This window comes from Xanthomonas sp. NCPPB 1128 (assembly GCF_001043115.1).
In the GTDB taxonomy this organism is placed as follows: domain Bacteria; phylum Pseudomonadota; class Gammaproteobacteria; order Xanthomonadales; family Xanthomonadaceae; genus Xanthomonas_A.
On the sequence record NZ_LFME01000011.1, the window covers coordinates 44,554 to 71,040 of the forward strand.

Annotated in this window: 17 protein-coding genes and 1 pseudogene; 11 read left to right on the plus strand and 7 right to left on the minus strand. The window is 71.1% G+C overall.

All coding sequences use genetic code 11. The annotated features are described in order from the left end of the window. Window positions 1–33: 33 nt before the first annotated feature. The 3 genes from ACP93_RS09305 to mdtD all read left to right on the plus strand — a co-directional run bounded on the left by ACP93_RS09305 (window position 34) and on the right by mdtD (window position 3,095). Window positions 34–288, plus strand: coding sequence for a WGR domain-containing protein (locus tag ACP93_RS09305; RefSeq protein WP_048490416.1), 255 nt, complete (start codon window positions 34–36; stop codon window positions 286–288). Window positions 289–298: 10 nt separating this feature from the next. Continuing rightward, window positions 299–1,366 carry a uroporphyrinogen decarboxylase gene (hemE, locus tag ACP93_RS09310; RefSeq protein ID WP_048490417.1) on the plus strand — a complete coding sequence of 356 codons (1,068 nt, stop codon included), beginning with the start codon at window positions 299–301 and terminating at the stop codon, window positions 1,364–1,366. A 298-nt stretch (window positions 1,367–1,664) separates the two neighbouring features. Next, complete coding sequence (mdtD, locus tag ACP93_RS09315; protein ID WP_048490418.1) at window positions 1,665–3,095, plus strand: multidrug transporter subunit MdtD; 1,431 nt, start codon at window positions 1,665–1,667, stop codon at window positions 3,093–3,095. 125 nt (window positions 3,096–3,220) lie between these two features. On the opposite strand, the gene ACP93_RS09320 is transcribed toward mdtD, so the two are convergent. Together ACP93_RS09320 and ACP93_RS09325 are read right to left on the minus strand one after the other, a co-directional pair. Further along, entirely contained in the window at window positions 3,221–6,805 is a 3,585-nt protein-coding gene (locus ACP93_RS09320) for a hybrid sensor histidine kinase/response regulator (RefSeq protein ID WP_228135987.1), read from the minus strand. Between the two features lie 93 nt (window positions 6,806–6,898). Beyond that, the gene (locus ACP93_RS09325; protein WP_053069720.1) at window positions 6,899–10,468 is read right to left on the minus strand and encodes a hybrid sensor histidine kinase/response regulator; all 3,570 of its coding nucleotides are present in this window, start codon (window positions 10,466–10,468) and stop codon (window positions 6,899–6,901) included. A 230-nt stretch (window positions 10,469–10,698) separates the two neighbouring features. Between ACP93_RS09325 and ACP93_RS09330 the strand changes: the two genes are divergently transcribed. The 3 genes from ACP93_RS09330 to ACP93_RS09340 are packed head-to-tail and all read left to right on the plus strand — an operon-like array spanning window position 10,699 to window position 12,512. Further along, window positions 10,699–11,367, plus strand: a complete 669-nt coding sequence (locus ACP93_RS09330) for a YceI family protein (protein ID WP_048490420.1) — start codon at window positions 10,699–10,701, stop codon at window positions 11,365–11,367. After that, window positions 11,364–11,930 carry a cytochrome b gene (locus ACP93_RS09335; RefSeq protein ID WP_048490421.1) on the plus strand — a complete coding sequence of 189 codons (567 nt, stop codon included), beginning with the start codon at window positions 11,364–11,366 and terminating at the stop codon, window positions 11,928–11,930. Before ACP93_RS09330 ends, ACP93_RS09335 begins: the two co-directional genes overlap by 4 nt. Window positions 11,931–11,942: 12 nt before the next feature. After that, window positions 11,943–12,512: a YceI family protein gene (locus ACP93_RS09340; RefSeq protein WP_048490422.1), complete on the plus strand. Its 570-nt coding sequence runs from the start codon at window positions 11,943–11,945 to the stop codon at window positions 12,510–12,512. Between the two features lie 330 nt (window positions 12,513–12,842). Here the strand turns inward: ACP93_RS09340 and ACP93_RS09345 are convergent, their stop codons facing one another. Beyond that, the gene (locus tag ACP93_RS09345) at window positions 12,843–14,336 is read right to left on the minus strand and encodes a hypothetical protein (protein ID WP_131721601.1); all 1,494 of its coding nucleotides are present in this window, start codon (window positions 14,334–14,336) and stop codon (window positions 12,843–12,845) included. 156 nt (window positions 14,337–14,492) lie between these two features. Further along, entirely contained in the window at window positions 14,493–14,720 is a 228-nt protein-coding gene (locus ACP93_RS09350; RefSeq protein WP_048490424.1) for a glutaredoxin family protein, read from the minus strand. Between the two features lie 87 nt (window positions 14,721–14,807). Here ACP93_RS09350 and ACP93_RS09355 point away from each other — a divergent pair, with 87 nt between their 5' ends. From ACP93_RS09355 to ACP93_RS22275, 5 genes and pseudogenes are all read left to right on the plus strand, one after another. Beyond that, on the plus strand, window positions 14,808–16,190 hold the full coding sequence (locus ACP93_RS09355) for an L-serine ammonia-lyase (RefSeq protein ID WP_048490425.1): 1,383 nt from the start codon (window positions 14,808–14,810) through the stop codon (window positions 16,188–16,190). Between the two features lie 114 nt (window positions 16,191–16,304). Next, window positions 16,305–19,391 carry a ligand-binding sensor domain-containing diguanylate cyclase gene (locus tag ACP93_RS09360; RefSeq protein WP_228135988.1) on the plus strand — a complete coding sequence of 1,029 codons (3,087 nt, stop codon included), beginning with the start codon at window positions 16,305–16,307 and terminating at the stop codon, window positions 19,389–19,391. A 68-nt stretch (window positions 19,392–19,459) separates the two neighbouring features. Then, window positions 19,460–20,470, plus strand: a complete 1,011-nt coding sequence (locus tag ACP93_RS09365; protein WP_048490426.1) for an alpha/beta fold hydrolase — start codon at window positions 19,460–19,462, stop codon at window positions 20,468–20,470. A 433-nt stretch (window positions 20,471–20,903) separates the two neighbouring features. Next, a pseudogene (locus tag ACP93_RS22270) lies at window positions 20,904–21,365 on the plus strand (Ig-like domain-containing protein); the annotation flags it as partial. A gap of 345 nt (window positions 21,366–21,710) precedes the next feature. After that, window positions 21,711–22,955 carry a glycoside hydrolase family 18 protein gene (locus tag ACP93_RS22275; protein WP_228135990.1) on the plus strand — a complete coding sequence of 415 codons (1,245 nt, stop codon included), beginning with the start codon at window positions 21,711–21,713 and terminating at the stop codon, window positions 22,953–22,955. Between the two features lie 157 nt (window positions 22,956–23,112). Here ACP93_RS22275 and ACP93_RS09375 read toward each other — a convergent pair whose 3' ends face one another. From ACP93_RS09375 to ACP93_RS09385, 3 genes are read right to left on the minus strand one after another with little or no spacing between them, the layout of a single operon-like run. Continuing rightward, window positions 23,113–24,198, minus strand: coding sequence for a homoserine dehydrogenase (locus ACP93_RS09375; RefSeq protein ID WP_048490428.1), 1,086 nt, complete (start codon window positions 24,196–24,198; stop codon window positions 23,113–23,115). Further along, window positions 24,195–25,412, minus strand: a complete 1,218-nt coding sequence (locus ACP93_RS09380; protein WP_048490429.1) for an O-succinylhomoserine (thiol)-lyase — start codon at window positions 25,410–25,412, stop codon at window positions 24,195–24,197. Before ACP93_RS09380 ends, ACP93_RS09375 begins: the two co-directional genes overlap by 4 nt. Continuing rightward, window positions 25,409–26,446 carry a homoserine O-succinyltransferase MetX gene (locus tag ACP93_RS09385; RefSeq protein ID WP_048490462.1) on the minus strand — a complete coding sequence of 346 codons (1,038 nt, stop codon included), beginning with the start codon at window positions 26,444–26,446 and terminating at the stop codon, window positions 25,409–25,411. The genes ACP93_RS09380 and ACP93_RS09385 overlap by 4 nt, the downstream gene beginning before the upstream one ends. Window positions 26,447–26,487 lie beyond the last annotated feature (41 nt).

Consider the following 26,487-nt stretch of genomic DNA (forward strand, 5'->3'; position numbering starts at 1 on the left):
GTCGCCCGCACCGGCACCCGCTACAATCGGCGCATGCGCGTCTTCCTCCAGCAACGCCCCGACGGCAACGAGCCGCCACGCTACATCCAGTTGACCCTGCAGCCGGACCTGCTCGGCGGCTGGGAGCTGTTGCGCGAAAGCGGCCAGATCGGCGGCCGCGCGCAGCTGCGGCGCGAGCTGTACCTGCAGCAGGACGACGCCCACGCCGCCTTCGAGAAAGCCCGCGACGCGCAGCTCAAGCGCGGCTTCCAGGTCATGTTCACCCGTGGCGCCGACGCGCCGCGCTAAGGAATCCCCCATGCTCAAGAACGACCGCCTGCTGCGCGCGCTGCGCCGCGAGCCCGTGGACCAGACCCCCGTGTGGCTGATGCGCCAGGCCGGGCGCTACCTGCCCGAATACCGCGCCACCCGCGCCCGCGCCGGCAGTTTCCTGGCCATGGCCAAGACCCCGGAGCTGGCCTGCGAAGTGACCCTGCAGCCGCTGGCGCGGTTCCCGCTGGATGCGGCGATCCTGTTCTCGGACATCCTCACCATTCCCGATGCGATGGGCCTGGAGCTGTACTTCGTCGAAGGCGAAGGCCCCAAGTTCCGCCACCCGGTGCGCGACGCCGCGGCGATCGCCCGGCTCGGCGTGCCGGACATGGAGACCGAACTGCGCTACGTGATGGACGCGGTGCGGGTGATCCGCCGCGAACTGGACGGCAGCGTGCCGCTGATCGGCTTCTCCGGCAGCCCCTGGACCCTGGCCTGCTACATGGTCGAGGGCGGCGGCAGCGACAACTACGCGCGGATCAAGGCGCTGGCGCTGAACGACCCGGCCGCGCTGCACCAACTGCTGTCGATCAACACCGATGCGGTGATCGCCTACCTGGCGGCGCAGCGCGCGGCCGGCGCGCAGGCGTTGCAGGTGTTCGACACCTGGGGCGGCGTGCTGAGCCCGGCGATGTACCGCGAGTTTTCCCTGCCTTACCTGCAGCGCATCGCCCGCGAACTGGCGCGCGGCGACGGCGCCGAGCGCACCCCGCTGATCCTGTTCGGCAAGGGCAATGCGCCCTACCTGGAGGAACTGGCCGGCTCCGGCGCCGAAGGCGTGGGCGTGGACTGGACCATCGACCTGGCCGACGCCGCGCGCCGCACCGGCGGCCGCGTCGCCCTGCAGGGCAACCTGGACCCGGCGATGCTGTACGGCGCGCCGGAGGCGATCGAACGCGAAGTGCAGCGCGTGCTGCACAGCTATGCCGACGGCAACGGCGGCTCGCTGGACGGCCATGTGTTCAACCTGGGCCACGGCCTGTCGCCGGACATGCAGCCCGAGCATGTCGGGGCGCTGGTGGACGCGGTGCAGCGGCACAGTCGACGCGCTTAAACGCCGGGATTGGGGATTGGGGATTGCAGTCGCGCGCGCGGCCGGCGATCTGACCGTGCGCTCGATCGCTTGCGCTTTGGCGTAGGAGCGGCTTCAGCCGCGACAGGATGTTGCGGGAATGCCCGTCGCGGCTGAAGCCGCTCCTAAGCAACACGCGCATGCCGCGGTCTGCGGAGGCTTGCACAGCGCCGATCGCTGACCGCGCGCTGCATCGCCAACGCGTCGTGCGCGCGGCTGCACGACACGGCGACGCGATCTGCGCGATCCTATCGCTCCCCCCGCGTCACCTTGCGTGCCGATGTCCGCGCCCTCCTCCGATCCGATCGCCGTTCCCAACGCGCGCAGTTTCCGTCCGCTGCTGTGGCTGGTGTCGCTGGCCATCTTCATGCAGATGCTCGATGCCACCATCGTCAACACCGCGTTGCCGGCGATGGCGCGCAGCCTGGGCGAGAGCCCGCTGCAGATGCAGTCGGTGGTGTTCAGTTATGCGCTGGCGGTGGCGATGTTCATTCCCGCCTCCGGCTGGATCGCCGACCGCTACGGCACGCGCCGCACCTTCCTGGCCGCGATCGTGCTGTTCACCCTCGGCTCGCTGCTGTGCGCCGCGGCGCCGCGGCTGCCCTACCTGGTGGCCGCGCGCGTGCTGCAGGGCATTGGTGGCGCGATGCTGCTGCCGGTCGGCCGGCTGGCGGTGATGCGCTCGGTGTCGCGCGCGCAGTTCCTCAGCGCGATGAGCTTCATCGCCATCCCCGCGCTGATCGGGCCGCTGGTCGGGCCGACCCTGGGCGGCTGGCTGGTGCAGGTGGCGTCCTGGCACTGGGTGTTCCTGATCAACCTGCCGATCGGCGCGATCGGCTTCGTCGCCGCGCTGAAGATCATGCCGGACTTCTACGGCGAGCAGCGCACCCGCTTCGACCTGATCGGCTACGCGATGCTGGCCTTCGGCATGGTCGCGCTGTCGCTGGCGCTGGACGGCATCTCCGAGCTGGGCCTGCGCCACGCCTTCGTGATGTTGCTGGCCATCGCCGGGCTGGCGGCGCTGATCGGCTACTGGCTGCACGCGGCCAATGCGCCGGCGGCGCTGTTTCCGCTGCACCTGTTCAAGGTCATCAGCTTCCGCATCGGCATCCTCGGCAACCTGTTCTCGCGCGTGGGCAGCGGCAGCATGCCGTTCCTGATCCCGCTGCTGCTGCAGGTCGGCCTGGGCATGAGTCCGATGAATGCCGGGCTGATGATGATCCCGGTGGCGCTGGCCGGCATGGCCTCCAAGCGCGCGGCGGTGAAGCTGGTGGAACGCTTCGGCTACCGCCGCGTGCTGATGACCAACACCGTGCTGGTCGGCACCGCAATGGCCAGCTTCCTGCTGTTCGACGCCGGCCAGCCGCTGGGCTGGCGGCTGCTGCAGCTGGCCCTGTTCGGCGCGGTCAACTCGCTGCAGTTCACCGTCATGAACACGGTGACCCTGCGCGACCTGGACCGCGACCAGGCCAGCGCCGGCAACAGCCTGCTTTCGATGGTGATGATGCTGGCCACCGGCTTCGGCGCGGCCGCGGCCGGCAGCCTGCTGGCCGCGTTCAACACCCACCTCGGCGATACCCACGGCGCCACCGCGGCGCTGCATGCGACCTTCGTGTGCGTGGGCGCGATCACCCTGACCTCGACGCTGATCTTCTGGCAGTTGCCCGATACCCGGCCGCATCCGAAGCAGGTGGAAGAGGTGGCGGAGTGATAAAAACGGGACCCGGGACCCGGGACCCGGGACCCGGAACCCGGAACCCGGAACCCGGAACCCGGAACCCGGAAAAAGCCTAACGCGGAGCGCGTTAGCAGCAATGGACGCGCAGCCCGTGCAGCCTATGCCTCTTCGCCGTCGCTGCTGCCGTTGCTCTTCCCGGGCCCCGGGTCCCGGGTCCCCGGTCCCGGCTTCCCCTCCACCGCATCGGCCAGCATCTCGCCGGTCACCGGCTTGCGCAGGAAGCCGCTGAAGCCCGCGGCGCGGGCCTGCGGTTCGGCGTCGGCGTCGGCGCGGGCGGTGACCGCGATCAGCGGCATGCCGTAGCCGAAGGCGCGCAGCTGCCGCGCCAGCGCCAGGCCATCCAGGCCGGGCAGGTCCAGGTCCAGCAAGGCGATGTCGAACGTGCTGGCCGCCGCTTCGGTCAACGCGGCCAACGCATGCACGGCGTGGGTGACGTGGTGCCCGCGCGCGCGCAGCAGGCCGCCGACGACCTCGGCCACGGTCGGGTCGTCCTCGACCAGCAGGATCCGCCGCGGCGTCGCGGCACTGTGGGGCGCGCGGGTGTCGCGCGGTGCCTGCGGCAACGGCTCGGGCGTCCACGGCAACGGCAGCTCGACCATGAAGCGGGTGCCGGCACCGAGGCGGCTGCGCAGTTCGATGCGCCCGCCCATCGCCACCGCCAGTTCCTGGCTGATCGCCAGGCCCAGGCCACTGCCGCCGTAGCGCGCGGCGGTGCGCGGCCCGTCGGCCTGCTCGAAGCGCTGGAACAGCCGCGCCTGCTGTTCGGCATTGATGCCCGGTCCGGTATCGGCGACCTCGAAACGCACGCCCTGCTGCGGCTGCAGCGGCGCCACCCGCAACTGCACGCTGCCGTGCTCGGTGAACTTGATGGCATTGTTGAGCAGGTTCAGCAGGATCTGCCGCACCCGCGTGGCGTCGCCGCGCGCGGTGACCTGCGGCGGCATGGCGTTGTCCAGGGCGAAGGCAAGGCCGCGGCCGCGCGCCATCGGCCCCATCATCGCCTCCAGTTCGGCGATCAACCGGCCCAGGTCGAACGGCTGCTGCTCCAGTTCCAGCCGCCCGGCCTCGATCCGCGCCAGGTCCAGCGCATCGTTGACCAGGCGCAGCAGATGCGAACCGGCGTCGCGGATCGATTCGGTGTAGCGGCGCTGCTTGGGATCCAGCGGCGTGGCCAGCAGCAGTTCGCTCATGCCCAGCACCCCGGTCATCGGCGTGCGCACCTCGTGGCCGAGCGTGGCCAGGAAGCGGGTCTTGGCCAGCGAGGCCTGCTCGGCCACCTCCTGCTTGTGCACCGCCAGCTGCCAGGCGGCGCGCCGGCGCAGGCGGCGCCGGTACAGGTAGGCGAGCAGCCACAGTGCCAGCACCGCCAGCACCGCCAGCCCGGCCAGGCCCCAGGGGCTGCGCCACCACGGCGGCAGGACGCGGAAGTGCAAACTGACCACGTTCGACCACACCTTGTCGGCGGTACGCGCCTGCATCTCCAGGGTGTAGTGGCCAGACGGCAACCGCGAGAACAGGCGCTCGCCGCTGGCGCCCACATCGACCCAATCCGGGTCGTAGCCGCTGAGGCGGAAGCGGTAGGTGTTGGCGTCGGTATCGGAGAACGACAGCAGGCGCGCGACCACGTGCAGATCGCGGTCGCCTTCCTGCAGCACGATGCGGTCGGCGTGCAGCAGGTCCATCCCGCGCTCGCCGCGGCGCACGCCGATGCGCTCGATCACCAGCGGCGGCTGCCGCCGCGACGGCACCACCTGCGCCGGCTCGAACAGCACCACGCCGTCCGGGGTGCCGCCGAGGATCTGCCCGCTGCGCGCCTGCACCAGGGTGCGGATCTGGAACTCCTGGTTGGGCAGGCCATCGTGCACGCCGTAGGAGCGGATCGCCCTGCTCGCCGGATCGACCCGGATCAGCCCGCGGACGCTGCTCAGCCAGGCCACGCCGCTGGCATCGACCACCAGGCCGTTCGGCGCCAGCGCCGGGAACTCCTGTTCGGCGTCGATGCGGTCGAGCAGGCTCAGCCGGCGGCCATCCCACAGATAACGCTCCAGGCAGCCGACGCTGGCCAGCCAGACCACGTTGCCGTCGCTGATCGCCAGAGCGCTCAGGGGGCGTTGCGGTGCCCCGGGCACCGGCTCGAACCGCGCGCGCTCCGGACTCCAGGCGAGCAGGCCGTGCTGCCCCAGCAGCCAGGGCTGGCCCTGCGGCCCGAGGCTCGCCTCCTGCACGGTCAGATCCGCGGGCAGGCCGGCGCTTCCCGGGGCCATGTTGCGCAGCACGTGGCCATCCAGGTCGCGCACCTGCACGCCGGTGATGTCGCTGAAGATCCAGATGTGGCGGTCGCTGCTGAAGACGCTCCGGTCCACCTGATCCAGCATCGGCGCGTCGGCGCCGGCGTCCTTTCCCCAGCGCCGGACCTCGCCGCTGGCCGGATCGTAGCGCAGCACCGCTCCCGCGGCCGCCGCCCACAGCCGGCCCTGCGGGTCCTCGGCGATCGCCCGCGTCCAGTCCAGGCCGAACATCGCCCGCATGTGCCGATGCACGGCGCCGGTGGCCGGGTCGAGCTTGTCCAGCACCCCGCGCGTGCCCGCCAGCCACACCCCGCCGTCGCGGGAGGCGGCGGTGGCGAGCACGTAGGGATTGCCCATCGACTCCGGGTCGTCCACCCGGTAGGACAGCACCGAAAACTGCTGCCAATTGGCCGGCAGGTGCCACAGGCCGGCATTGGTGCTGGCGAACCACAGGCCGCCCTCGCGGTCCTCGAAGGCCAGCGACCAGTTCGGCTTGACCAGCCCATGCGCGGAATTGCTGTACAGCGGCACGTTGCGGATCACCCCGGACTCGCTCTCGCGGCCCAGCCCGTCCATGGTGTCGAACCAGCGCGTGCCGTGGCGGTCGTGGACCAGCATGCCCAGCACGCTGTCGTCGGGCATGTTGCGCCAATACGGCTCCACCACGCTGGCGTCGGCGCGCAGCAGGCGCACCCCGCCCAGGGTGGAGACCCACAGCGTCTCGTCGCGCTCGGGGGTCAGCCCCTGCACCTCCGGCCGCGGCAGCGCGGCGGCGTCGAGCCGCTGGAAATCGCGGCCGGTCCAGCGCGCCAGGCCGCCGCGCGTCCCCACCCACAAGGTGCCGTCCGGCGTGGTCGCCAGATGGGTGACGCTGGCCGAAGGCAGGCTGCGCGCGTCGCCGGGGATCGGCATGAAGCGGCGCAGGCGGCCGTCCGGCTGCAGTTGATGCAGGCCGCCAGCGGAGGTGCCGAACCAGACGCTGCCATCCGGCGTGGAGGCGATGGCCCACACGGTGGTGGAACCGATCTGCGGATAGGTGCTGCGATCGTAGTAGCGGAACTGGCGGCGGTCGGCCGAGAGCATGCCCAGGCCGGCGCCATCGGTGCCGAACCAGACCCGGTTCTGCGCATCAACGTGCACCGACCAGATCTTGTTGTGGTGCAGGCCGTCCTCGATCCGCCAGATGCGGTAGCCGCGTCCGTCGAAGCGCGCCAGGCCGTCGCTGCTGGCCAGCCACAGGTAGCCGAGCTTGTCCTCGGCGAAGCCATTGATGCTGTTGGACGGCAAGCCGTCGGCCACGGTCAGTTGCCGCGGCTGCGGCGTCGGCGGCACTGCCGCGCCGGCGACCGCGGTCCACGCCAGCAGCAGCCATCCCAAGATCCGTCTCGACCGCATCGCCTCTGTCTCCCCCGACGGGCATCCGTCCCGCACCACCGCGCCATCGTCGGCGATAAGCGCCGGCGCTGGCAACCGCGGCCCTGCATCGACTCAGAGCGGCGGCGGCGCGCCGTCCAGCACGGCGTCGATCGCGGCTTCGAGCATCTGCCCGGTGACCGGCTTGCGCACGAATCCGGCGAAGCCGGCGGCGCGCGCGGCGTCCTCGGCCTCGCCGTCGGAACGCGCGGTCACCGCCAGCAGCGGGAAGCCGTAGCCCAGCGCACGCAGCTGCCGCGCCAGCGCCAGGCCGTCCAGCGCCGGCAGATCCAGGTCGAGCAGGCCGATGTCGAAGCGGCCCTGGCTGGCTTCGGTCAGCGCCTCCAGGCCGTGCGCGGCCCAGGCCACCTGGTGGCCGCGGCCGCGCAGCAGTTCGACCATCACCTGGGCCACGGTCGGTTCGTCCTCGACCAGCAGGATGCGCAGCGCGGTGCGCGCCCGCGGGGCCGCCGCCGGCACCGCCGCGGGTTCCTGCGCCGGGCGCCAGCGCAGCGGCAGGCCCACGCGGAAGCGCGCGCCGTGCCCGAGCCGGCTCTCGACCTGGATGCGCCCGCCCATCGCCATCGCCAGTTCCTGGCTGATCGCCAGGCCCAGGCCACTGCCGCCCTGGCGCACCGCGGTGCGCGGGCCGTCGCCCTGTTCGAAGCGCTGGAACAGCCGCGCCTGCTGCTCGGTGCCGATGCCCGGGCCAGTGTCGGCCACCTCGATGCATAGCCCGTGGCCGTCCTGGGCCGGCGCCACCCGCAGCGCCACCGAGCCGCTGCTGGTGAACTTGATCGCGTTGCCGAGCAGGTTCAGCAGGATCTGCCGCACCCGCAGCGCGTCGCCTTCCACCGTGGTCGGGCCGGGCATCGCGTCGTGCAGATCGAAGCGCAACCCGCGCGCCTGCGCCAACGGGGCCATCAGGTTGACCACCTCCTCGATCAGCGCCTGCAGCGCGAACGGCTGCGATTCCAGGCGCAGGCGCCCGGCCTCGATCCGCGCCAGGTCCAGCGCATCGTTGACAAGGTGCAGCAAGTGGGTGCCGGCGCGGCGGATCGACTCGGTATAGCCGCGCTGCTTGGGGTCCAGCGGCGTGGCCAGCAACAGTTCGCTCATGCCCAGCACTCCGGTCAGCGGCGTGCGCACCTCGTGGCCGAGCGTGGCCAGGAAGCGGGTCTTGGCCAGCGAGGCCTGCTCGGCCAGTTCCTGCTTGTGCAGGGCCAGCTCCCAGGCGTGCTGGCGGCCCAGGCGGCGCCGGTAGGCGCGCAGCGACACCAGCAGCAGCAGGCCGGCCGCGGCGAGCAGCCCGACGATGCCCCAGACGCTGCGCCACCACGGCGGCTGCACCCGGAACGGCAGACGCAGCGTCGGCGACCAGGCGCCGTTGCGGGTGCGCGCCTGGATCTCCAGCACCTGCGCGCCGTCGGGCAGTTGCGGCAGGGTGCGTTCGCCGCTGGCGCCGGTGCTGACCCAGTCGCGGTCGTACCCCGGCAAGCGGAACCGGTAGACGATGTGTTCCGGATCGATGTAGGACAGCAACCGCACCGCCACGCGCAGGTCGCGATCGTCCGAGCGCAGCACGAAGTCGCCGCGCGTCGGCAGCGCCAGCAGGCGCGGGCCGCGCCGCACCTGCACGCTCTCCATGCTCAGCGCCAGCGGCACCGGCACCGGATCCGGCTGCTGCGTGTCCAGCAGCGCCACGCTGCCGTCGGCGGCGGCGGCCACCAGCACGCCGTCGGCGGTCATCAGCAGGCCGCGCCGCACCAGTTCCTGGCTGCCGAGCCCGTCGCGGGTGCCGAACGCGCGCACCGCCGGGGTGCGCCGCGGATCGACCCGGAACAGGCCGCGGCGCATGCCCAGCCAGGCGCGCCCCTGCGGATCGGCGACCAGCGCGCTGGACTCGGTGGCCGGCAGCCCGTCGGCCACTGCGTAGCGCCGGCTGCGCTGCCAGTGCGTGCCGGTGCGCCGCCACAGTTCCAGGCCGGACAGGCGATGCACCCACAGCGTGCGCGCGCCGGCGAAGGCGAACGACTGCACCTTCTCGCCGGCCAGTTCCGGCGGCGTGCGGAACTGGCCGGCCGCCTCGTCCCAGTGCTGGAACTGTTCGTCCGCCACCCACGGCAGCCCGTCCGGTGCCATCGCGAACGCGGCGATGTCGGTGCCGGCCAGGCCGTGCTGGCCGCCGGGAATGTTCTGCAGCACGTGACCATCGCCATCGCGCACTTGCACGCCATAGCCCGGCGCGGCGATCCACAGCCGCTGGCGCGCATCGAGTTGTAGCCAGGCGAGCGTGCCGTCCGGAATCGCATCGGCCTCGCCGGCTTCGCGGGTCCAGCGCAGCAGGGGGCCGCCGTCCAGCGGGCCGCGCAGCAGCGTGCCGCTGCCACCGATCCACAACGCGCCGCGCGGGTCGTCCAGCACCGACAGCATGCGTCCGCTGGGCGCGCCATTGGCCCAGTGCGGCGCGCTCAACGCACCGTTGGTGGTGTCGAGGCGGAACACGCTGGCGCCGGAACCGAGCAGCCACACGCCGCCGGCACGGGCCGGCGCCAGGCCGACGTACTGATCGGCGGGCAGGCCCTGTGCGGTGCCCAGCACCGCCAGGCGACGCCAGTCCGGACGCAGGTAGCCCAGGCCGCGCGTCGGCAGCGGTACCCACAGGCCGCCTTCGCGGTCGCGCAACACCGCTTCCACCACGCTGGCGCCGGACACCGCCGCACCGCCGGTGTCCACCCGCCGCGCCGGCCCGTCGGCCGGCTTGTGCCACAGGCCCTCGCCGTTGCCGAGCCAGTAACCGCCGGCGCCATCCTCGGCGATCGCGCTGACCGCGCGATGCAGGCCGTCGACCCAGTCCGCGCGCAGCCAGCGCCCGGCGCGGTCGCGCCGGAACAGGCCGGTGTTGCCGCTGAACCACAGACCGTCGCCGAGCGGGGTGATCGCTGTGATCACCTGCGCCTTGTCCGGCATGCCGTCGTCGATGCGGTAGGCGCTGATGCGCTGGCCGTCGTAGCGCAGCAGGCCCTTGAAGGTGCCCACCCACAATACCCCGGCCTCGTCGAAGGCCAGGGTCAGCACCGCGCTGTCGAGCAGCGCGTCCACCGTCGGGTCGCCGGCGCGGATGCGCTGCACCCGGCCGTCGCCGCCCAGCCGGTACAGGCCGCCGCGGTAGGTGCCGAAGAACACCGCGTCGCCGCGGCTGGCGATGGCGAACACCTCGTCGCTGCGCATCGCCGGCTGCGTGGCCATGTTGAAGTGGCGGAACCCGCGCCGGTCCGCGCCGAGCATGCTCAGGCCGCCGCCCTCGCAGGCCACCCAGATGCGGTCGCGCGCGTCGATGTGCAGGTCCTGCACGTAGTTGCAGCGCAGCGAGGCCGGATCGGCCGGGTCGTGGCGCCAGACCCGGAACTCGCGCCCGTCGTAGCGGGCCAGGCCGTCGCCGCTGGCGATCCACAGATAGCCGTCGCGGTCCAGTTGCAGCGCGGAGATGTCGCTGGACGGTAGCCCTTGCTCGCTGGAGAACACCCGGAAGCGCGGCAGTTCCGGCACGCCGGCCCAGGCGTCGGCGCACAGGCCGGCCAGCGCCAACAGGCACAGCAGCCCCCAGCGGCGCCACGGGCGTGGGGAACGCGGGATGGGGGGCATGGACATCGGCTCCGGCAAAGGACGTCGGCGGATGAACACCGGCGCACTGCCGGGGCCGGACGCGCAGGGCGGCCGCTCCGTGTGCCGCTCGCCGCGGCAGCGCTCTTATACCCCGCGGCGCCGCAAAAATCACACCTGCCACCGCGTGCAACGAACCGTTACGCGGCGCAGGTACGCAGCCGGCCCGGACTGTGACTAGAATCCGGCGACCTCCCAGCGCGGCCGGCTTCATGCTCAAACCCTCTCTCGTGGCCCTCCTGCTGGGCCTGCCCGGCGCCGCCTTCGCCGCACCGGCGCAGTACGCGCTGGACCCGGTGCACACGCGGGTGCTGTTCGCGATCGAACACGCCGGGTTCTCCAAGGCGCTGGGCACCGTGTCCGGCAGCACCGGCACCCTGGTGTTCGACCCGGACGACTGGCGCAGCGCGCGGCTGCAGGCGCGGGTGCCGTTGCAGCGGCTGGACCTCGGTGACGAAAAATGGAACCGCGCCGCGCTGGCGCACAACCTGCTCGACGGTGAGCACTACCCGGAGGCGCAGTTCGTCTCCACCCGCGTCGAGCCGATCGACGCACAGCACGCCAAGGTGATCGGGCAACTGACCCTGCACGGCGTCACCCGCGAGGTGACCCTGGACGTGACCCTGAACGCGGTGAAGCGCCATCCCATGCCGCCGTTCCGCCGCACCGCCGGCTTCTCCGCCACCACCACGCTGCAGCGCGCCGACTTCGGCATCAGCGCCTGGCCGTCGGTGATCGGCGGCACGGTGGAGCTGCGCATCGAGGCCGAGGCCACCCGCGAAGGCAGCGCCAAGGCCGAGCCGGATCCGGCACCGGGCACTCCGCCTGCCGCGCCCGCCGACACCACCATCGCGCCGAACGCGCAGGACGGCACGCCATGAGCGCACGCAATACCGCCGACCGCTGGGGCAGCGTCAACCAGACCCTGCACTGGCTGATCGCCGCGCTGATCCTGCTGCTCGGCGTGGTCGGCCTGACCATGGGCGAGCTGCCGAAGACGCCCAAGTATTTCTGGGTCTACACCGCACACAAGTCGCTGGGCCTGACCGTGCTGGCACTGGTGATCGTGCGGCTGGGCTGGCGCCTGTACGCCGGCGCGCCCAAGCCGGTGCCGGGCACGCCCGGCTGGCAGGAGCGCATCGCCGGCGCCACCCACGTGCTGCTGTACGTGATGATCTTCGCCATCCCGCTGTCCGGCTGGCTGTACGACTCGGCCAGCGGCCTGCGTCCGTTCCGCTGGTTCGGCCTGGTCGCGGTGCCCAAGCTCAGCGCCCCGGACGAGCACCTGCGCGACCTGTCGCACGCGGTGCACGAATGGGGCTTCTGGCTACTGATCGCGGTGGTCCTGGCGCATGCCGGCGCCGCCTTCTACCACCACCTGTTCCAACGCGATGCCACCCTGGCGCGGATGCTGCCGCGCGGCTGGCTCACCCCCAAGTCCTGAGGAGCCGTTTCGATGTCCATCCGTTTTGCGTCCCCCGCCGCCGTCGCCGCCAGCCTGGTGGCCCTGCTCGCCGCCGCCCCCGCGGCGCAGGCCGCCGACTATGTGCAGGCCCCCGGCTCGACCCTCGTGTTCGCCAGCAAGTACGACGGCGAAGTGTTCACCGGCCAGTTCCCCGGCTTCGACACCAAGCTCAGCTTCGACCCAGCCAACCTGGCCGGCGCCAAGCTCGACGTGACCATCCCGCTGGCCGGCGCCAAGAGCGGCAACACCGACCGCGACTCGACCCTGCAGGGTGCGGACTTCTTCGACGTGGCCAAGTTCGCCACCGCGCACTACCGCGCCGACAAGTTCCGCGCGCTGGGCAACAATCAGTTCGCCGCCGACGGCACCCTGGAACTGCGCGGCGTGTCCAAGCCGGTGACCCTGACCTTCACCTGGACCCCGGGCGCGCAGCCGGTGCTGGCCGGCAAGGCCACGGTCAAGCGCCTGGACTTCGGCGTGGGCGGCGGCGACTGGGCCGATACCAAGACCATCCCCAACGAAACCGCAATCAGCACCAAGGTGGTGTTCAAGGCGAAGTGATTCGCCACAGGCCGCGGCGTGCGGCCGCTGAGCGGCGGATTTCCTCGTCGGGTCCGCCGCTTTTTTTATGGCTTTGGGCGCTAGCGCATCGGGCGGGCGGCTGCATGCATCGCGCACGGCCGGCAGTCAGGCAAGCGATGCCGAGACGTATCGACGACGACAGCACATCGCACCATGCTCTGCCGCAGCTCTCGGCAGCCACCCGCGGCGCAAGCGAGCGGCGCCGACACGGGCGCTCCGCAGGAAGCAAGCCCGTGGACGTCGCCCCGGCGGGGTCTCGCGTGGAGCAGCGGCCTGGCAAGACGGGGAGCCGCCCAGTGGCCGAAACGCTCAGTTGGTGCAACTCAACGCGGCTTCCGCAACCGGATAGATCGCCAGCGAACCGATCCTGTCGTCGCGGTACTCGGCCTGGAAGCGGAAGGGCTTGCCCTCGGGCGAATTCACCAGCATGCCGCGCCTGAAGCAACTGAAGGAGGCGACCGAACCCTTGAGCATGCCGATCACGACCCCCTTGGGCACATGTGCAGGGTCGCGCAGCGACACCGTCGCAAGAAAGGAGGAGTCGATCGCCAGCGCGAGGTCGTCGTGCAGCGCCTTGGCCAGCGTGGCCTCGGCGGCCGGCGCCCTGTCGGCGCACTCTGGTCCTGAAGAATCCATCATCCAACAACCGAACGCGAACAGAAGATCGGGCGGCACGACGCTGGCCGGCGCCTGCGCGACCGGCGGCGACACAATCCCGTTGGCTTGGGCGAGAACCGACTGCTCGCCGGCATCGAAACACGCCTCGAACCAATCGACCCGGTTGTCGCTCGACGCGAAGCCCGCTTCTGCCATCACCGCATAGGTGACATAGGTACTGTCCGCCAGGGTCAGCCCATTCTGCGTCACCAGCTCTTCGCGAGCGGCCCAGCAGAAGCCGCGCACCGTCGTGTTCGAGGGCGCCCGGATCAGCTCCGAGTAGGAGGGCAACCCGCGCAAGATCGAGGTGAAACTGCGCGTTATTCCAGCCAACTGGCTGGTCAGCCGCGAAGCCGAATCCGACGGTCCGCGCAGCAATGCCTGCGGCTCGAACTGAAACACGTCCACCGGCGTTCGCAGCAGCGTCGGCGTGGCGCGCAGCGACAACGTCAAGGTGCCAAAGGGCTCGCCGCCACGCCCGGACAGGGCGATCACGACGGTCTTGGCATCCGCGGCATAAGGCGACAGTTCTTCCCGCAACGCCAGGTCCATCGACTGGCTGGCCATGCCATTCCAGGTCGCGCTGGTCAGTTCGGCGACGCGCTGGATCGCGGGCTTGGCGACCTCGCTGACGATCGATGAGCCTGGCAGTAGGCCGGCGACCGCATCGGCGACCGCACCGGTGTCGTAGTGCGCAGACGTCGTGTCGCGGTACACCGCTTCGACGTGGATCTTCTCGTTTGCCTCAAGACGCTTCAACGGGAAGGAATGGCCACCGTCGGTCACGATGGAGGGATTGCCGCCATCCGGGTCGAATCTGAAGGTGAGCAGCGGATACTCGGGAAGTACCACCGTACCGATCTTGACCCGAATGCCGACGTTGATCTCGCGCGTGGCCTTGCCGCCGCCCATTGCTTTGAGCAGGGCAGCGAAGAACTTCTTTTTCTGCTTCGGATCCTGCGGCAACGCCGGCGGCGACATCCCCGCGTACAGCTGCGTGTACGCCTCGCCGGTGACGCTGGTTGGGCCACTCTGGCGCGTGACCGTCGCTGCGGACGTGGAGGTTGGCGCATCCGCGCCCGCCGCCTGGCAGGCCCCCACTGCCCCCAACAAACCGCCCAAGAAAAGACCCAGTCCCCTGACCATGGCGTTCCCCTGTGATCGCATCTCCCTTGCGACCACACTGACGCAGCCCGGGCGACAATTCAACAGACAAATCGCCCCACGCGCGGCCGGACCCGCGCCCAGGACAGATACGCCTCGCGACAGCAACGCAGGCTGCCCGGGAGTCGGTGACAGGCCCTAGGCGCCCGCCAGCCAGTCGGTCACCCGGCGTGCATCGAACGGCCAGTCCAGCTCGCGCCCATCGGCGGTGCGCAGCACCGGCACGCGCACGCCGTAGCGCGCCTCCAGCGCCGCGTCGTCGTCGATGAACACGCTGTCCGGCTCGGCCACGCGCGCGCGCGCCAGCACCTGCAGGGCCTGGTCGCACAGATGGCAGTCGTCGCGCTGGTACAGGGTCAGGGACATGCTCGCGTCCAATGCTGCGCTGCGGACCTGTGCCGCGCGCCGGAGGCATAGAATAGACGGTCTTTCGCCCACCCCCTCGGCACGCGCATGGCTGTCAGCACCTTCGACCTGTTCAAGATCGGCATCGGGCCGAGTTCCTCGCACACCGTGGGGCCGATGCGCGCCGCCGAGCGCTTCGTGCACCGCTGGCTGTTCGACCAGGGCCGCCTGCAGGACGTGGTGCGGGTGCGAGCCGAAGTGTTCGGCTCGCTGGCCCTGACCGGGCGCGGCCATGGCACCGACAAGGCGGTGCTGCTGGGCCTGGAAGGCCAGCGCCCGAACCTGATCGATCCGGACATCATCCCCGGCGCGCTGGAGCGCATCCGCGGCAGCAAGCGCATCAACCTGCTCGGCCAGCACGAGATCGCCTTCGACGAGAAGCGCGACCTGGCGATGAACAAGCGGCAGAAGCTGCCGTACCACACCAACGGCATGCGCTTCACCGCCTACGCCGCCAACGACGAAGTGATCGCCACGCGCGACTACTACTCGGTCGGCGGCGGATTCGTGGTCAACCAGGACGACGCCGCGGACGATCGCATCGTCGCCGACGAGACGCCGCTGCCCTACCCGTTCAAGAGCGGCGACGAACTGCTCGCGCAGGCCGCGCGCAGCGGCCTGAGCATCGCCGCACTGATGTTCGAGAACGAGAAGTGCTGGCGCAGCGAGGACGAGATCCGCGCCGGCCTGCGCGAGATCTGGGGCGCGATGCAGGCCTGCGTGACGCGCGGCATCCGCGAGGAAGGCACGCTGCCCGGCGGCCTGCACGTGTCGCGGCGCGCGCCGGCGCTGTACCGCGAGCTGTCGTCCAAACCGGAAGCGGCGATGCGCGATCCGCTGACCACGCTGGACTGGGTCAACCTGTACGCGCTGGCGGTCAACGAAGAGAACGCCGCCGGCGGCCGCGTGGTCACCGCACCCACCAACGGCGCAGCCGGGATCATTCCGGCGGTGCTGCACTACTTCGACCGGTTCTGCCCCGGCGCCGACGAACAGCGCGTGTTCGACTTCCTGCTCACCGCCGCGGCGATCGGCATCCTCTACAAGGAGAACGCCTCGATCTCCGGCGCCGAGGTCGGCTGCCAGGGCGAGGTCGGCGTGGCCTGCTCGATGGCCGCCGGCGGCCTGGTCGCCGCGCTCGGCGGCAAGCCGGGACAGATCGAGAACGCCGCCGAGATCGGCATGGAGCACAACCTCGGCCTGACCTGCGACCCGATCGGCGGCCTGGTGCAGATCCCCTGCATCGAGCGCAACGCGATGGGTGCGGTCAAGGCGATCAACGCCAGCCGCATGGCCATGCGCGGCGACGGCAAGCACAAGGTGTCGCTGGACAAGGTGATTCGTACCATGCGCGACACCGGCCGCGACATGCAGGACAAGTACAAGGAAACCAGCCGCGGCGGGCTGGCGGTGAACGTGATCGAGTGCTGAGCCGCCACCATGGACGCTGGCCCACGCGCTCGCCAGCGTCCCCGCCGCTGCGCGGATAAAGATCGGCGCGGCGATGCCGCTAACGACAGAGACGTCGGCCGATCCGGCATTGGCATGCTCTTGCGTTTCCCACACGCCTCCTGGCGCCTGCTGGCGCTACAGCTGGCCATGCTCTCGACAGCGTGGAGCGCATGTGTGCCGCAGGCGCGGGCCCTGCAGCCGGACAAGCAGTTCAATCACTACGAGCGCGAAGGCTGGGGCCTGGACCAGGGCCTGCCGCAGCTGAGCGTGCAGGCGTTTGCGCAGGATCATCAAGGCTACCTGTGGATCGGCACGATGGGCGGGCTGACCCGCTTCGACGGCGTGCGCATGACCTCGTTCAACGAGGGCGCGCCGGCGCATCTGCCCGGCAACCTGATCAAGGCGCTGCACGTGGATGCCGCCGGCACGCTGTGGATCGGCACCTACCGCGGCCTGTCGCGCTACCGCGACGGACGCTTCGCCACGTTGCTGCCGCAGGATCCACAGGCGCCTCTGCTCAACATCGAGGCGATCGCCACCGACGCGCACGGCACCGTGCTGGTCGCAGCGCAGGATGGCGTGTACGCGGTACAGGGCGATCGCCTGCACCTGCGCCACCGCATCGCTGGCGGCGCCTCTGCGCTGTTGCCGCGCGCCGATGCGCTGTGGGTGGGCACACGCGGCGCGGTACTGCGTTTCGTCGCCGGCCAGGACGCGCCGGTGGCGCTGGCACTGCCGCAGGAGGCCGGCGCGGCGCCGGTGCAGCACCTGCTGGAAGCGCAGGGCACGCTCTGGGCCGGCACCCGCGACGGCCTGCTGTCGCGTCGCGACGGACGCTGGCAATGGCTGCCCGATGCCGCCGGCCTGGGCCGGCGCGCGGTGCTGGCCTTGTTCGAGGACAGCGACCGCAATCTGTGGGTGGGGCTGCCCGGTGCGCTGCTGCGCGTGCGCGATGGCGCCATCGTCGAACGCAATCCGGAAAGCAAGCCGAACATCGGCGTCAACGCGATCTTCGAGGACCGCGAGCGCAACCTGTGGCTGGGCAGCAGTTGGAACGGCGCGACCCGGCTGTGGAACGGCTGGACCCGCCGCTACAGCACCCACGAAGGGTTGGACGACGCGCTGGTGTGGACGCTGGCGCGCGACCCGGATGGATCGCTGTGGGTCGGCACCGACAGCGGCCTGTCGCAGTTGCGCGATGGCCGCTACCAGCAGCGCCTGAGTCTGGCGCAACTGCACAACGAGGCGCCCTACACCTTGCTGGCCGAACCCGGGCAGCTATGGATCGGCACCCACCATGGCGCCGCCCTGTACCGCGCCGGCCGGCTCAGCCAGCCGGCCTGGCTGGCACCGCTGCGCGACCTGCAGATCAGCGGCATCGCCCGCGATCGCGCGCAGCGGCTGTGGTTCGCCAGCGACGACGGCCTGTTCCGCAGCGACGGCACTGGGCTGCAGCGCTACGGCACGGCCGAAGGCCTGCGCGATCCGCGCGTGCGCCTGGTCCACGAGACCCGCGACGGGCGCCTGCTGGTCGGCACGCAGTCGGGGCTGTACGCACTGCGCGGCGAGCGCCTGGTCGCGCTGGCCCCGCCGGGCTCGGCGCTGGCCAGCGCCGACGTCACCGCGATCCACGAACTGCCCGGCGGGCAATGGCTGGTCGGCACCCTCAACGAGCAGTTGTGGTTGTTCGACGGCACGCGCTGGTCCGCGTTCGGCGAGCAGGACGGGTTGCCGGTGAACGCCGCCTTCTTCATCGCCGACGACGGCCGCGGCGCGATCTGGGTGGCCGGCCTGCGCGGGGTCTACCGCGTGCGCCTGACCGACCTGCAGCGCCACGCGGCGTCGCCGCAGGCGCCGCTGAACGCCGAACTGATGCTCACCGAGCGCGCGCAGCGCCATGGCGGCGTGCAAGGCATGTGCTGCAACGGCGCCGGCAACGGCAAGGGCTTCATCGAGCAGGGTGCGCTGTGGCTGCCCAGCCGCGACGGCGTGGTCGCACTGGACACCGCCGGCATCGTCAAGAACCCCGTGGCGCCGCAGCCGGTGGTGGAGCGGGTCCGCGCGCTGGGCCAGTGGCTGACACCGCAGGCGTTGCACGCGCCGCTGCCGCAGGCCGCGCGCGATCTCGATTTCGAGTTCACCGCCGCCTCGTTCCAGGCGCCGCAGAACGTCGAACTGCGCTACCGGCTGCTCGGCTACGACCGCAACTGGCGCACCCTCGACGACATCCGCCAGCGCGCGGTCAGCTACACCAACCTGCCCGGCGGCGACTACGTGTTCGAGGTCACCGGCAGCAACAACGCCGGCGTCTGGGCGGCAGCGCCGGCGCGGCTGCCGCTGCGGATCCAGCTGCGCTTCCAGGAAACGCCGTACTACCGGCTGCTGCTGGCACTGGGCGCGTTCGCCCTGCTGCTGTGCGCCGTCGGCCTGGCGCGGCTGCACAACCGGCGCCAGCGCGACATCCTCGAACGCCAGGTGCGCGAACGCACCCAGGCGCTGCAGGCGGCCAACCAGCGCCTGCAGGAGGCCAGCTTCACCGACGAGCTGACCCAGTTGCGCAACCGCCGCTACCTGTCGCTGCACATCCCCAGCGACATCGCGTTGTACCGGCGCATGGCCGCCAACGACGAGGACATGCTGTCCTCGGGCATGCTGTTCGCGCTGATCGACATCGACCATTTCAAGTCGATCAACGACAGCGGCGGCCACCATACCGGCGACGCGGTGCTGCAGCAGATGGCGCAGTTGCTGGTGCGGCTGACCCGCGAGAGCGACTACGTGGTGCGCTGGGGCGGCGAGGAGTTCCTGCTGGTGCTGCGCTCGGCGCCGCGCGAGAACCTCACCATGGCCGCCGAACGGCTGTGCCGCTCGGTCGCCGCGCACCCGTTCGTGTTCGACCACGGCCGCCAGGGCCGGGTCACCTGCTCGATCGGGCTTGCCGAATTCCCGTTCGTGCACGATCCCGACAACCTGCTCGGCTGGGAACAATTGCTGGTGCTGGCCGACCGCGCGCTGTACCAGGCCAAGGCCAAGGGCCGCAACGGCTGGGCCGCGTACCGGCCGGTGCTGGGCGCACAGGCCGAACAGGTATTGGCGGCGCTGCACGAGCCGCTGGCGCAGATGCAGCGCCACGCCTGCCTGACCCTGGTGCACAACGGCGGCAGCCTGCCGCCGGCGTGATGCGTTGACGCCTCGCAAGCGCAGCCCGGGCTAAGGTCGTGGTCCATCACGCCTGTCGCCCCGCTCGCATGCGCCACTGCCTGCTGCTCGCCACCCTCGCCCTGTCGCCGCTCGCATCTGCCACGGCCACAGAAACATCGCCGCGCTACGGCGCGCAACTGGAAGGCTTCGCCTATCCCTACCCGGTGCACTGGTACCGCTTCGATTCGCAGCGCCAGCCGCTGCAGATGGCGTACATGGACGTGGCCCCGACCGGCACGCCGAACGGCCGCACCGTGGTGCTGCTGCACGGCAAGAACTTCTGTGCGGCGACCTGGGAATCGACGATCGCCGCGCTGGTGGCGCGAGGCTACCGCGTGCTGGCGCCGGACCAGATCGGCTTCTGCAAGTCGAGCAAGCCGCAGGCCTACCAGTTCAGCTTCGCGCAACTGGCGGCCAATACCCACGCATTGCTGCAGCAGGCCGGGGTGACCCGCGCTGCCATCGTCGGCCATTCGATGGGCGGCATGCTCGCCGCGCATTACGCCCTGCAATACCCGCAGGACGTGAGCCAGTTGCTGCTGGTGAACCCGATCGGGCTGGAGGACTGGAAAGCCGCGGGCGTGCCCTGGCGCAGCGTCGATGCCTGGTACGCCAAGGAGCGCAAGACCGACGCGGCCTCGATCAAGCAGTACCAGCAGAGCGTCTACTACGGTGGACAGTGGAAGCCCGAGTACGACCGCTGGGTGAGCATGCAGGCCGGCTTGTATGCCGGCCCCGGCGGCGACCGCGTGGCCTGGAACCAGGCGCTGACCTCGGACATGGTGTTCAATCAGCCGGTGGTGCAGCGCTTCCCGCAACTGCGCGTGCCGACCACGCTGTTCATCGGCCAGCGCGACCGTACCGCCATCGGCAAGGACCTGGCGTCGCCAGCGCTGGCGGCCACGCTGGGCGACTACCCGGCCCTGGGCAAGCGCGCGGCCGCGGCGATTCCCGGCGCACGCCTGGTCGCCTTCGACGATCTGGGCCATTCGCCGCAGGTGGAAGCGCCACAACGTTTCAACGCGGCCTTGCTCGAGGCGCTGGCCACCGCGCCCTGAGCGCCGACAAGGCACCGCCAATCACTACGCCGCCCCACCGTAGGGGCGGCTCAGCCGCGACGTGACCGATCGCCGCGACGCTCCGGCGGCGACAGCAGACAGCGCGCGCACGCGAACGTGCTTGGCAGCGCAGCGTGTCAGGCCACCCGCGCTGCTGCGCACTGATCCGCGACCATTGCGCCGCAGCATTGGGCGCTTTCATGAAAACGTTGTCATCGCCGCAATCCTGGATCTGTCTCGCATTCGATGGAATTGTCGGTTGACAACGTTGTCTCCTGACGCGAACCCTGCGCCTGCCCGGCCTGTGCACGACGCCAAGCGATGTCGGCGCCACGCATTCCCACGCCCCGGGTGATCGGATCCAAGGAGAACCAGACAGCGGCACCGACCGCCGCTCCTCAGTCGCGTCACCTATCGCATCGGAGGCGTCACCATGCACACGAAATCCGCTGGATCGTGGTTGCTGTTCTGTTGTCTCGTCCTGGCCGGCCTCGTGCCCGGCCAGACCTGGGCCGCCGCGTGCAGCGGCGTCGCCGCCTGGAATCCGGCCACCATCTACGCCGCCGGCGACACCCTGACCTACGCCGGCCACCTGTATCGCGCCAACGGCCCGATCTGGAACACCGCGCCGACCTACTGCACCAGTTGCGGTTGGTACCAGGATCTGGGCAGCTGCGATGGCAGTTCGACCAACCAGCCACCGAGCGTGGCGCTGACTGCACCCACCGCCGGCACCCGCTTCGTGGTCGGCAACACCATCACCCTGCAGGCCTCGGCCAGCGATCCGGACGGCAGCGTGGCGCGGGTCGAATTCTTCCGTGGGAGCACCTCGCTGGGCAGCGTGAGTGGCGCGCCCTACACGCTGGCCTGGAGCGGCGCGGCAGCCGGGAACTACAGCCTCACCGCCGTGGCCACCGACAACACCGGCGCCCGCACCACCTCGGCCGCGGTCGCGATCAGCGTCGCGGCGCCGTCGACCGACACCACGGCACCGAGCGTGCCCACCGGCTTGACCGCGGCAACGCGCGCCAGCAACGCCATCACCCTGACCTGGAACGCCGCCTCCGACAACGTCGGCGGCAGCGGTGTGGCCGGCTACGACATCCTCCGCAACGGCAATCGCGTGGGTACGTCCAGCACCACCGGCTACACCGATTCGGCGCTGACCGCCGACACCGCGTACGCCTACGCGGTCCGTGCCCGCGACAACGCCGGCAACGTCTCGGCCAGCAGCGCCACGCTGAGCGTGCGCACCCTGCCTGCCAGCGCCGGCGGCAGCAAACGCGTGATCGGTTACTTCACCCAATGGGGCATCTATGGCCGCAACTACCAGGTGCGCGACATCCAGGCCAGCGGCGCGGCCGGCTACCTGACCCACATCAACTACGCCTTCGGCAACGTCCGCAACAACCGCTGCGAAGTCGGTGTCACCCAACCGTCCGACAGCGGCACCGGTGCCGGCGGCGACGCCTTCGCCGACTACACCAAGGCGTTCTCCGCCGCGCAGAGCGTGGACGGCGTGGGCGATACCTGGGACCAGCCGCTGCGCGGCAACTGGAACCAGTTGAAGAAGCTCAAGGCTGCGCACCCGGGCCTGAAGGTGCTGATCTCGCTGGGCGGCTGGACCTGGTCGCGCGGCTTCTCCAGCGCCGCGCGCGCCGAGAACCGCCAGGCCTTCGTCGCCTCCTGCATCGACGCCTACATTCGCGGCAACCTGCCGGTCACCGACGGCGCCGGCGGCAACGCGGCGGCGGCCGGCGTGTTCGACGGCATCGACATCGACTGGGAGTATCCGGTGGCCTGCGGCATCGCCTGCGGCAGCGCCGAGGACCGGCAGAACTTCACCGCGCTGCTGGCCGAGTTCCGCCGCCAGCTCGACCAGGTGCGGCCGGGACTGCTGCTGACCGTGGCGGTCGGCGCCGGCATCGACAAGATCCGCGTCACCGACCCGAACCTGTACGCGCCCTACCTGGACTACCTCAACGTGATGACCTACGACTTCCACGGCGCCTGGGACCCGCAGACCAACCACCACTCCGCGCTGTTCGAGTCGCCGGCCGATCCGTCCAGCGGCGACCAGCGCTACTACAACAGCAACGACGCCATCCAGGCCTTCCTCGACCGTGGCGTGCCGGCCGCCAAGCTCAACCTCGGCATCGGCTTCTACGGGCGCGGCTGGACCAATGTGCCCAACGTCAACCACGGCCTGTACCAGAGCGGCAACGCCGCGCCGGGCACCTACGAGGCGGGCATCGAGGACTACAAGGTGTTGCGCGGCCGCGCCGGCACCGACTACGTGGACGCGCAGGCGCACGCGCACTGGAAGTACGACGGCAGCAGCTTCTGGAGCTACGACGATCCGGCGCTGGTCACCGAGAAGATGAACTACGTCAAGACCCAGGGCCTGGGCGGCGCGTTCTTCTGGGAATTCAGCGGCGACTACCAGGGCGAGTTGCTGAAGACCATGGGCCAGGGGCTGCAATGAGCTGAGGCGCCGGCCGCCACGCTACGCGCGACGGCCGCACCGCGCGGCCCGCATGCAACTGCGTTGCGGGCAGTGCCGGCAGCGCGTCCGCTGGCCTTCGGCATCCGCCAAGCCCAATCGCGACGCCCGCAACGGATGCGGGCGTCGCGTGCATCGCTCAGCGCACCGCGATCCGCAGCACGTCGTCGAGCAAGGCCGCCGCGGTGACGTCGGCACCCGCGCCCGGCCCCTGGATCAGCAGCGGCTGCTGCAGATAACGGTCGCTGTGGATGGCGACGCGGTTGTCGGTGCCGGCACCGCTGGCCAGCGGATGCGTCAGCGGCAGCGCGCGCAGGCCCACCGAGGCGCCGTGCGCATCGAAGCGGCCGACAAAGCGCAGGCAGGCACCGTCGGCCTGCGCCTGCGCCAGGCGCGCCGCCAGCGGCGCGTCCAGTTGTTCCAACGCGGCATCCAACTGCGCCAGCGGCACGGCGGCCAGCGCGGCCGGCACCAACGACGCCACCTGCACCTGCTCGGCACGCAGCGGCAGGCCGGCGGCGCGGGCCAGGATCAGCAGCTTGCGCCGCACGTCCTCGCCGGACAGATCCTCGCGCGGATCGGGCTCGGTGTAGCCGGCGGCCGCGGCCTCGCGCACGCAGTCGGAGAAGGCACAGCGGCCGTCGTAGCGATGCAGCAGCCAGGCCAATGATCCGGACAGCACGCCTTCCACCGCGTGGATATGGTCGCCACCGGCGACCAGTGCGCGCAGGCTGCTCAGCAACGGCAAGCCGGCGCCGACCGTGGCGCTGTCGCCGTAATGGGTGCTGGCGGCATGCCGCGCGGCATGGATCTGCTCGGCCCGCGCCAGCGCGGCGCCCTGGCCGAGCTTGTTGGCGGTGACCACGTGCATGCCGCGCCGCAGCCACTCGGCATGGCGCTGCGCCACCGCCTCGCTGGCGGTGGCGTCGACCACGATGTCGCCACGGCCCAGGTCGTCCGGCAGCGTCACCGCCTGCGTTCCGCGCGCGGCGGCATTGGCCGCAGCCAGCGCCTGCGCCGGCGTCAGCGCACAGTCGGCGACGGTGCGCGAATTGGCCAGCCAGGCGAAGGCCGGCAGGCCCGGGCGGCGCTGCTGCAGCGCCTGGTAGCGCGCGACGAAGGCGCGGCCGACGGTGCCGGTGCCGAGCAGGCCCAGCCGCGGAGTTGCCGTGATGGGCGCCGTGCGCAACGGCGCCGATGGCGCATCGGCCAGGCCGCTGCTCACGCGTCCACCCGTTTACGCGCCAGCGCCTCGCCGGCGCGCTGCGCGCGCTGCAGGCCGGCCTGCAGATCGGCGACCAGGTCCGCGCTGGACTCGATGCCCACCGACAGGCGCAGCAGGCCATCGGAAATCCCGGCCTTGGCGCGCGCCTCGGCGGTCATCGCCGCATGGGTCATGGTCGCCGGGTGCGCGATCAGACTCTCCACGCCGCCCAGCGATTCGGCCAGGGTGAAGTAGCGCAGACCGTCGACGAAGGCGCGCACCTCGGCCTCGCCGCCGGCCAGTTCGAAACTGATCATCGCGCCGAAGCCGCGCTGCTGCCGCGCCGCCACCGCATGGCCCGGATGCGAGGCCAGGCCGGGGTAGTACACCTGGCGCACCGCCGCATGCGTGGTCAGCAACTCCACCACCGCCTGCGCGTTTTCCTGGTGCGCCCGCAGGCGCGCATCCAGCGTGCGCAGGCCGCGCAGGGTCAGGAACGCATCGAACGGCGAGCCGGTCAGGCCCAGCGCATTGGCCCACCACACCAGTTGCTGGTGCAGCTCGGCATCGGCGGCGATCACCGCGCCGCCGACGACGTCGCTGTGGCCGTTGACGTACTTGGTGGTGGAGTGGATCACCAGGTCGGCGCCGAAGGCGATCGGGGTCTGCAGCGCCGGCGACAGGAAGGTGTTGTCGACCACCGCCAGCGCGCCGGCCTTGTGCGCGGCATCGATGACGAAGCGCAGGTCGGTGATGCGCAGCAGCGGGTTGGACGGGGTCTCGATCAGCACCAGCTTCGGCGCCTGCGCCAGCGCATCGGCCAGCGAGCGCGGATCGGTCAGATCGGCGGTGATCAATTCGAAGTGGCCCTTCTTGGCCAGCGCGTTGAACAGCCGCCAGCTGCCGCCGTACGCGTCGTGCGGCACCACCAGCTTGTCGCCGGGCTGCAGCAACGCGTTGAGCACCAGGTTGATCGCGCCCATGCCGGTGGCGGTGATCACGCCGCCGGCGCCGCCTTCCAGTTCCGCCAGTGCTTCGCCGAGCAGGTCGCGGGTCGGATTGCCGCTGCGGGTGTAGTCGTACTGGCGCTTGTTGCCGAAGCCGTCGAAGCTGAAGTTCGACGACAGCACGATCGGCGGAGTCACCGCGCCGTAGGCGGTATCGCGGTCGATGCCGGCACGAACCGCGGCGGTGGCGGCACTACAGGGCAGATCGGTGTCGTGGGCAGTGCTCATGCGGCAACTCCGGTGGGGCGAAGGGCGGTGGCGAGAATCGCGTCGATGCGATCGGTTTCTTTCAGGAAGGCGTCGTGGCCGTAGGGCGAACGCAGCACGCGCAGGCTGCCGCGCGGGCCCAGGCCTTCGACCAGGGTCACCAGGTCCGACAGCGGTACCAGGCGGTCGCCTTCGACCGCCACCACCACCGTGGGCACGGCGACGGCGGCCGGATCGATGCGGTGCAGGTCGATGGATTCGGACAGGCGCAGGTAGGCGTTGACCTGGGTGCGCGCCACGTACTGCGCGCCGGCGGCGTCCAGGTAGTCTTCGGCGGCGACGCGGACGCGGCCGTTGATCACTTCCGGCGCCGCGTCGAAGCGCTCGCCGAACTCCTCTGGGGTGCGGTAGCTGAGCATCGCGAACTGCCGCGCCAGCGACAGCCCGTGGCTCTCGGCGCACTGCAGCTGGCCCAACGCCACGGCGCGGCGCTGCAGCGCGCGCCAGGCCGCCGCATACGGATGCGCGCGATGCGCCCCGCTGACCGCGATCAGCTTCTGCAGGCGCTGCGGATGCCGCACCGCCAGCTGCAGGCCGACCAGCGCGCCGTAGGAGTAGCCGACGAAGCCGTGCAGTTGCGCGATGTCCAGCGCGTCCAGCAGCGCGGCGATGGCATCGGCCTGGTCGGCGCTGTCGATCGGCGCGTCCAGGCTGCCGTCGGCGCCGACGAAATCGAACGCCAGCAGCCGCCGCTGGGTCGGGTCCAGCGCCCGCCCCGGTCCGACCAGGCCTTCGGCCCAGCCCTTCTCGGAAAAGCTGGCGTTGGCGGCAAGGTGGCGGTGCGCGGAGATGCCACCGGCAACGAACACCACCGGCGCGGCGGCCGGGCCGCTCAGTTCGTAGCGCAGGCGCAGCAACTGCACGCCGGCGTGGCGCAACGGCAACGCGACCGCGATCTCGCCGCGCATCGCGTGCACGCCGTCAGCCGGCGCGGCAACGCGGTCGTGGGACGGAGTGGCGGAGGTGGGGCGATCAGGCGAGTTCACGAGGCGCATGGCGGTATCCAGGGAGGAACGGCCATCGAGCTTCGCGGAGC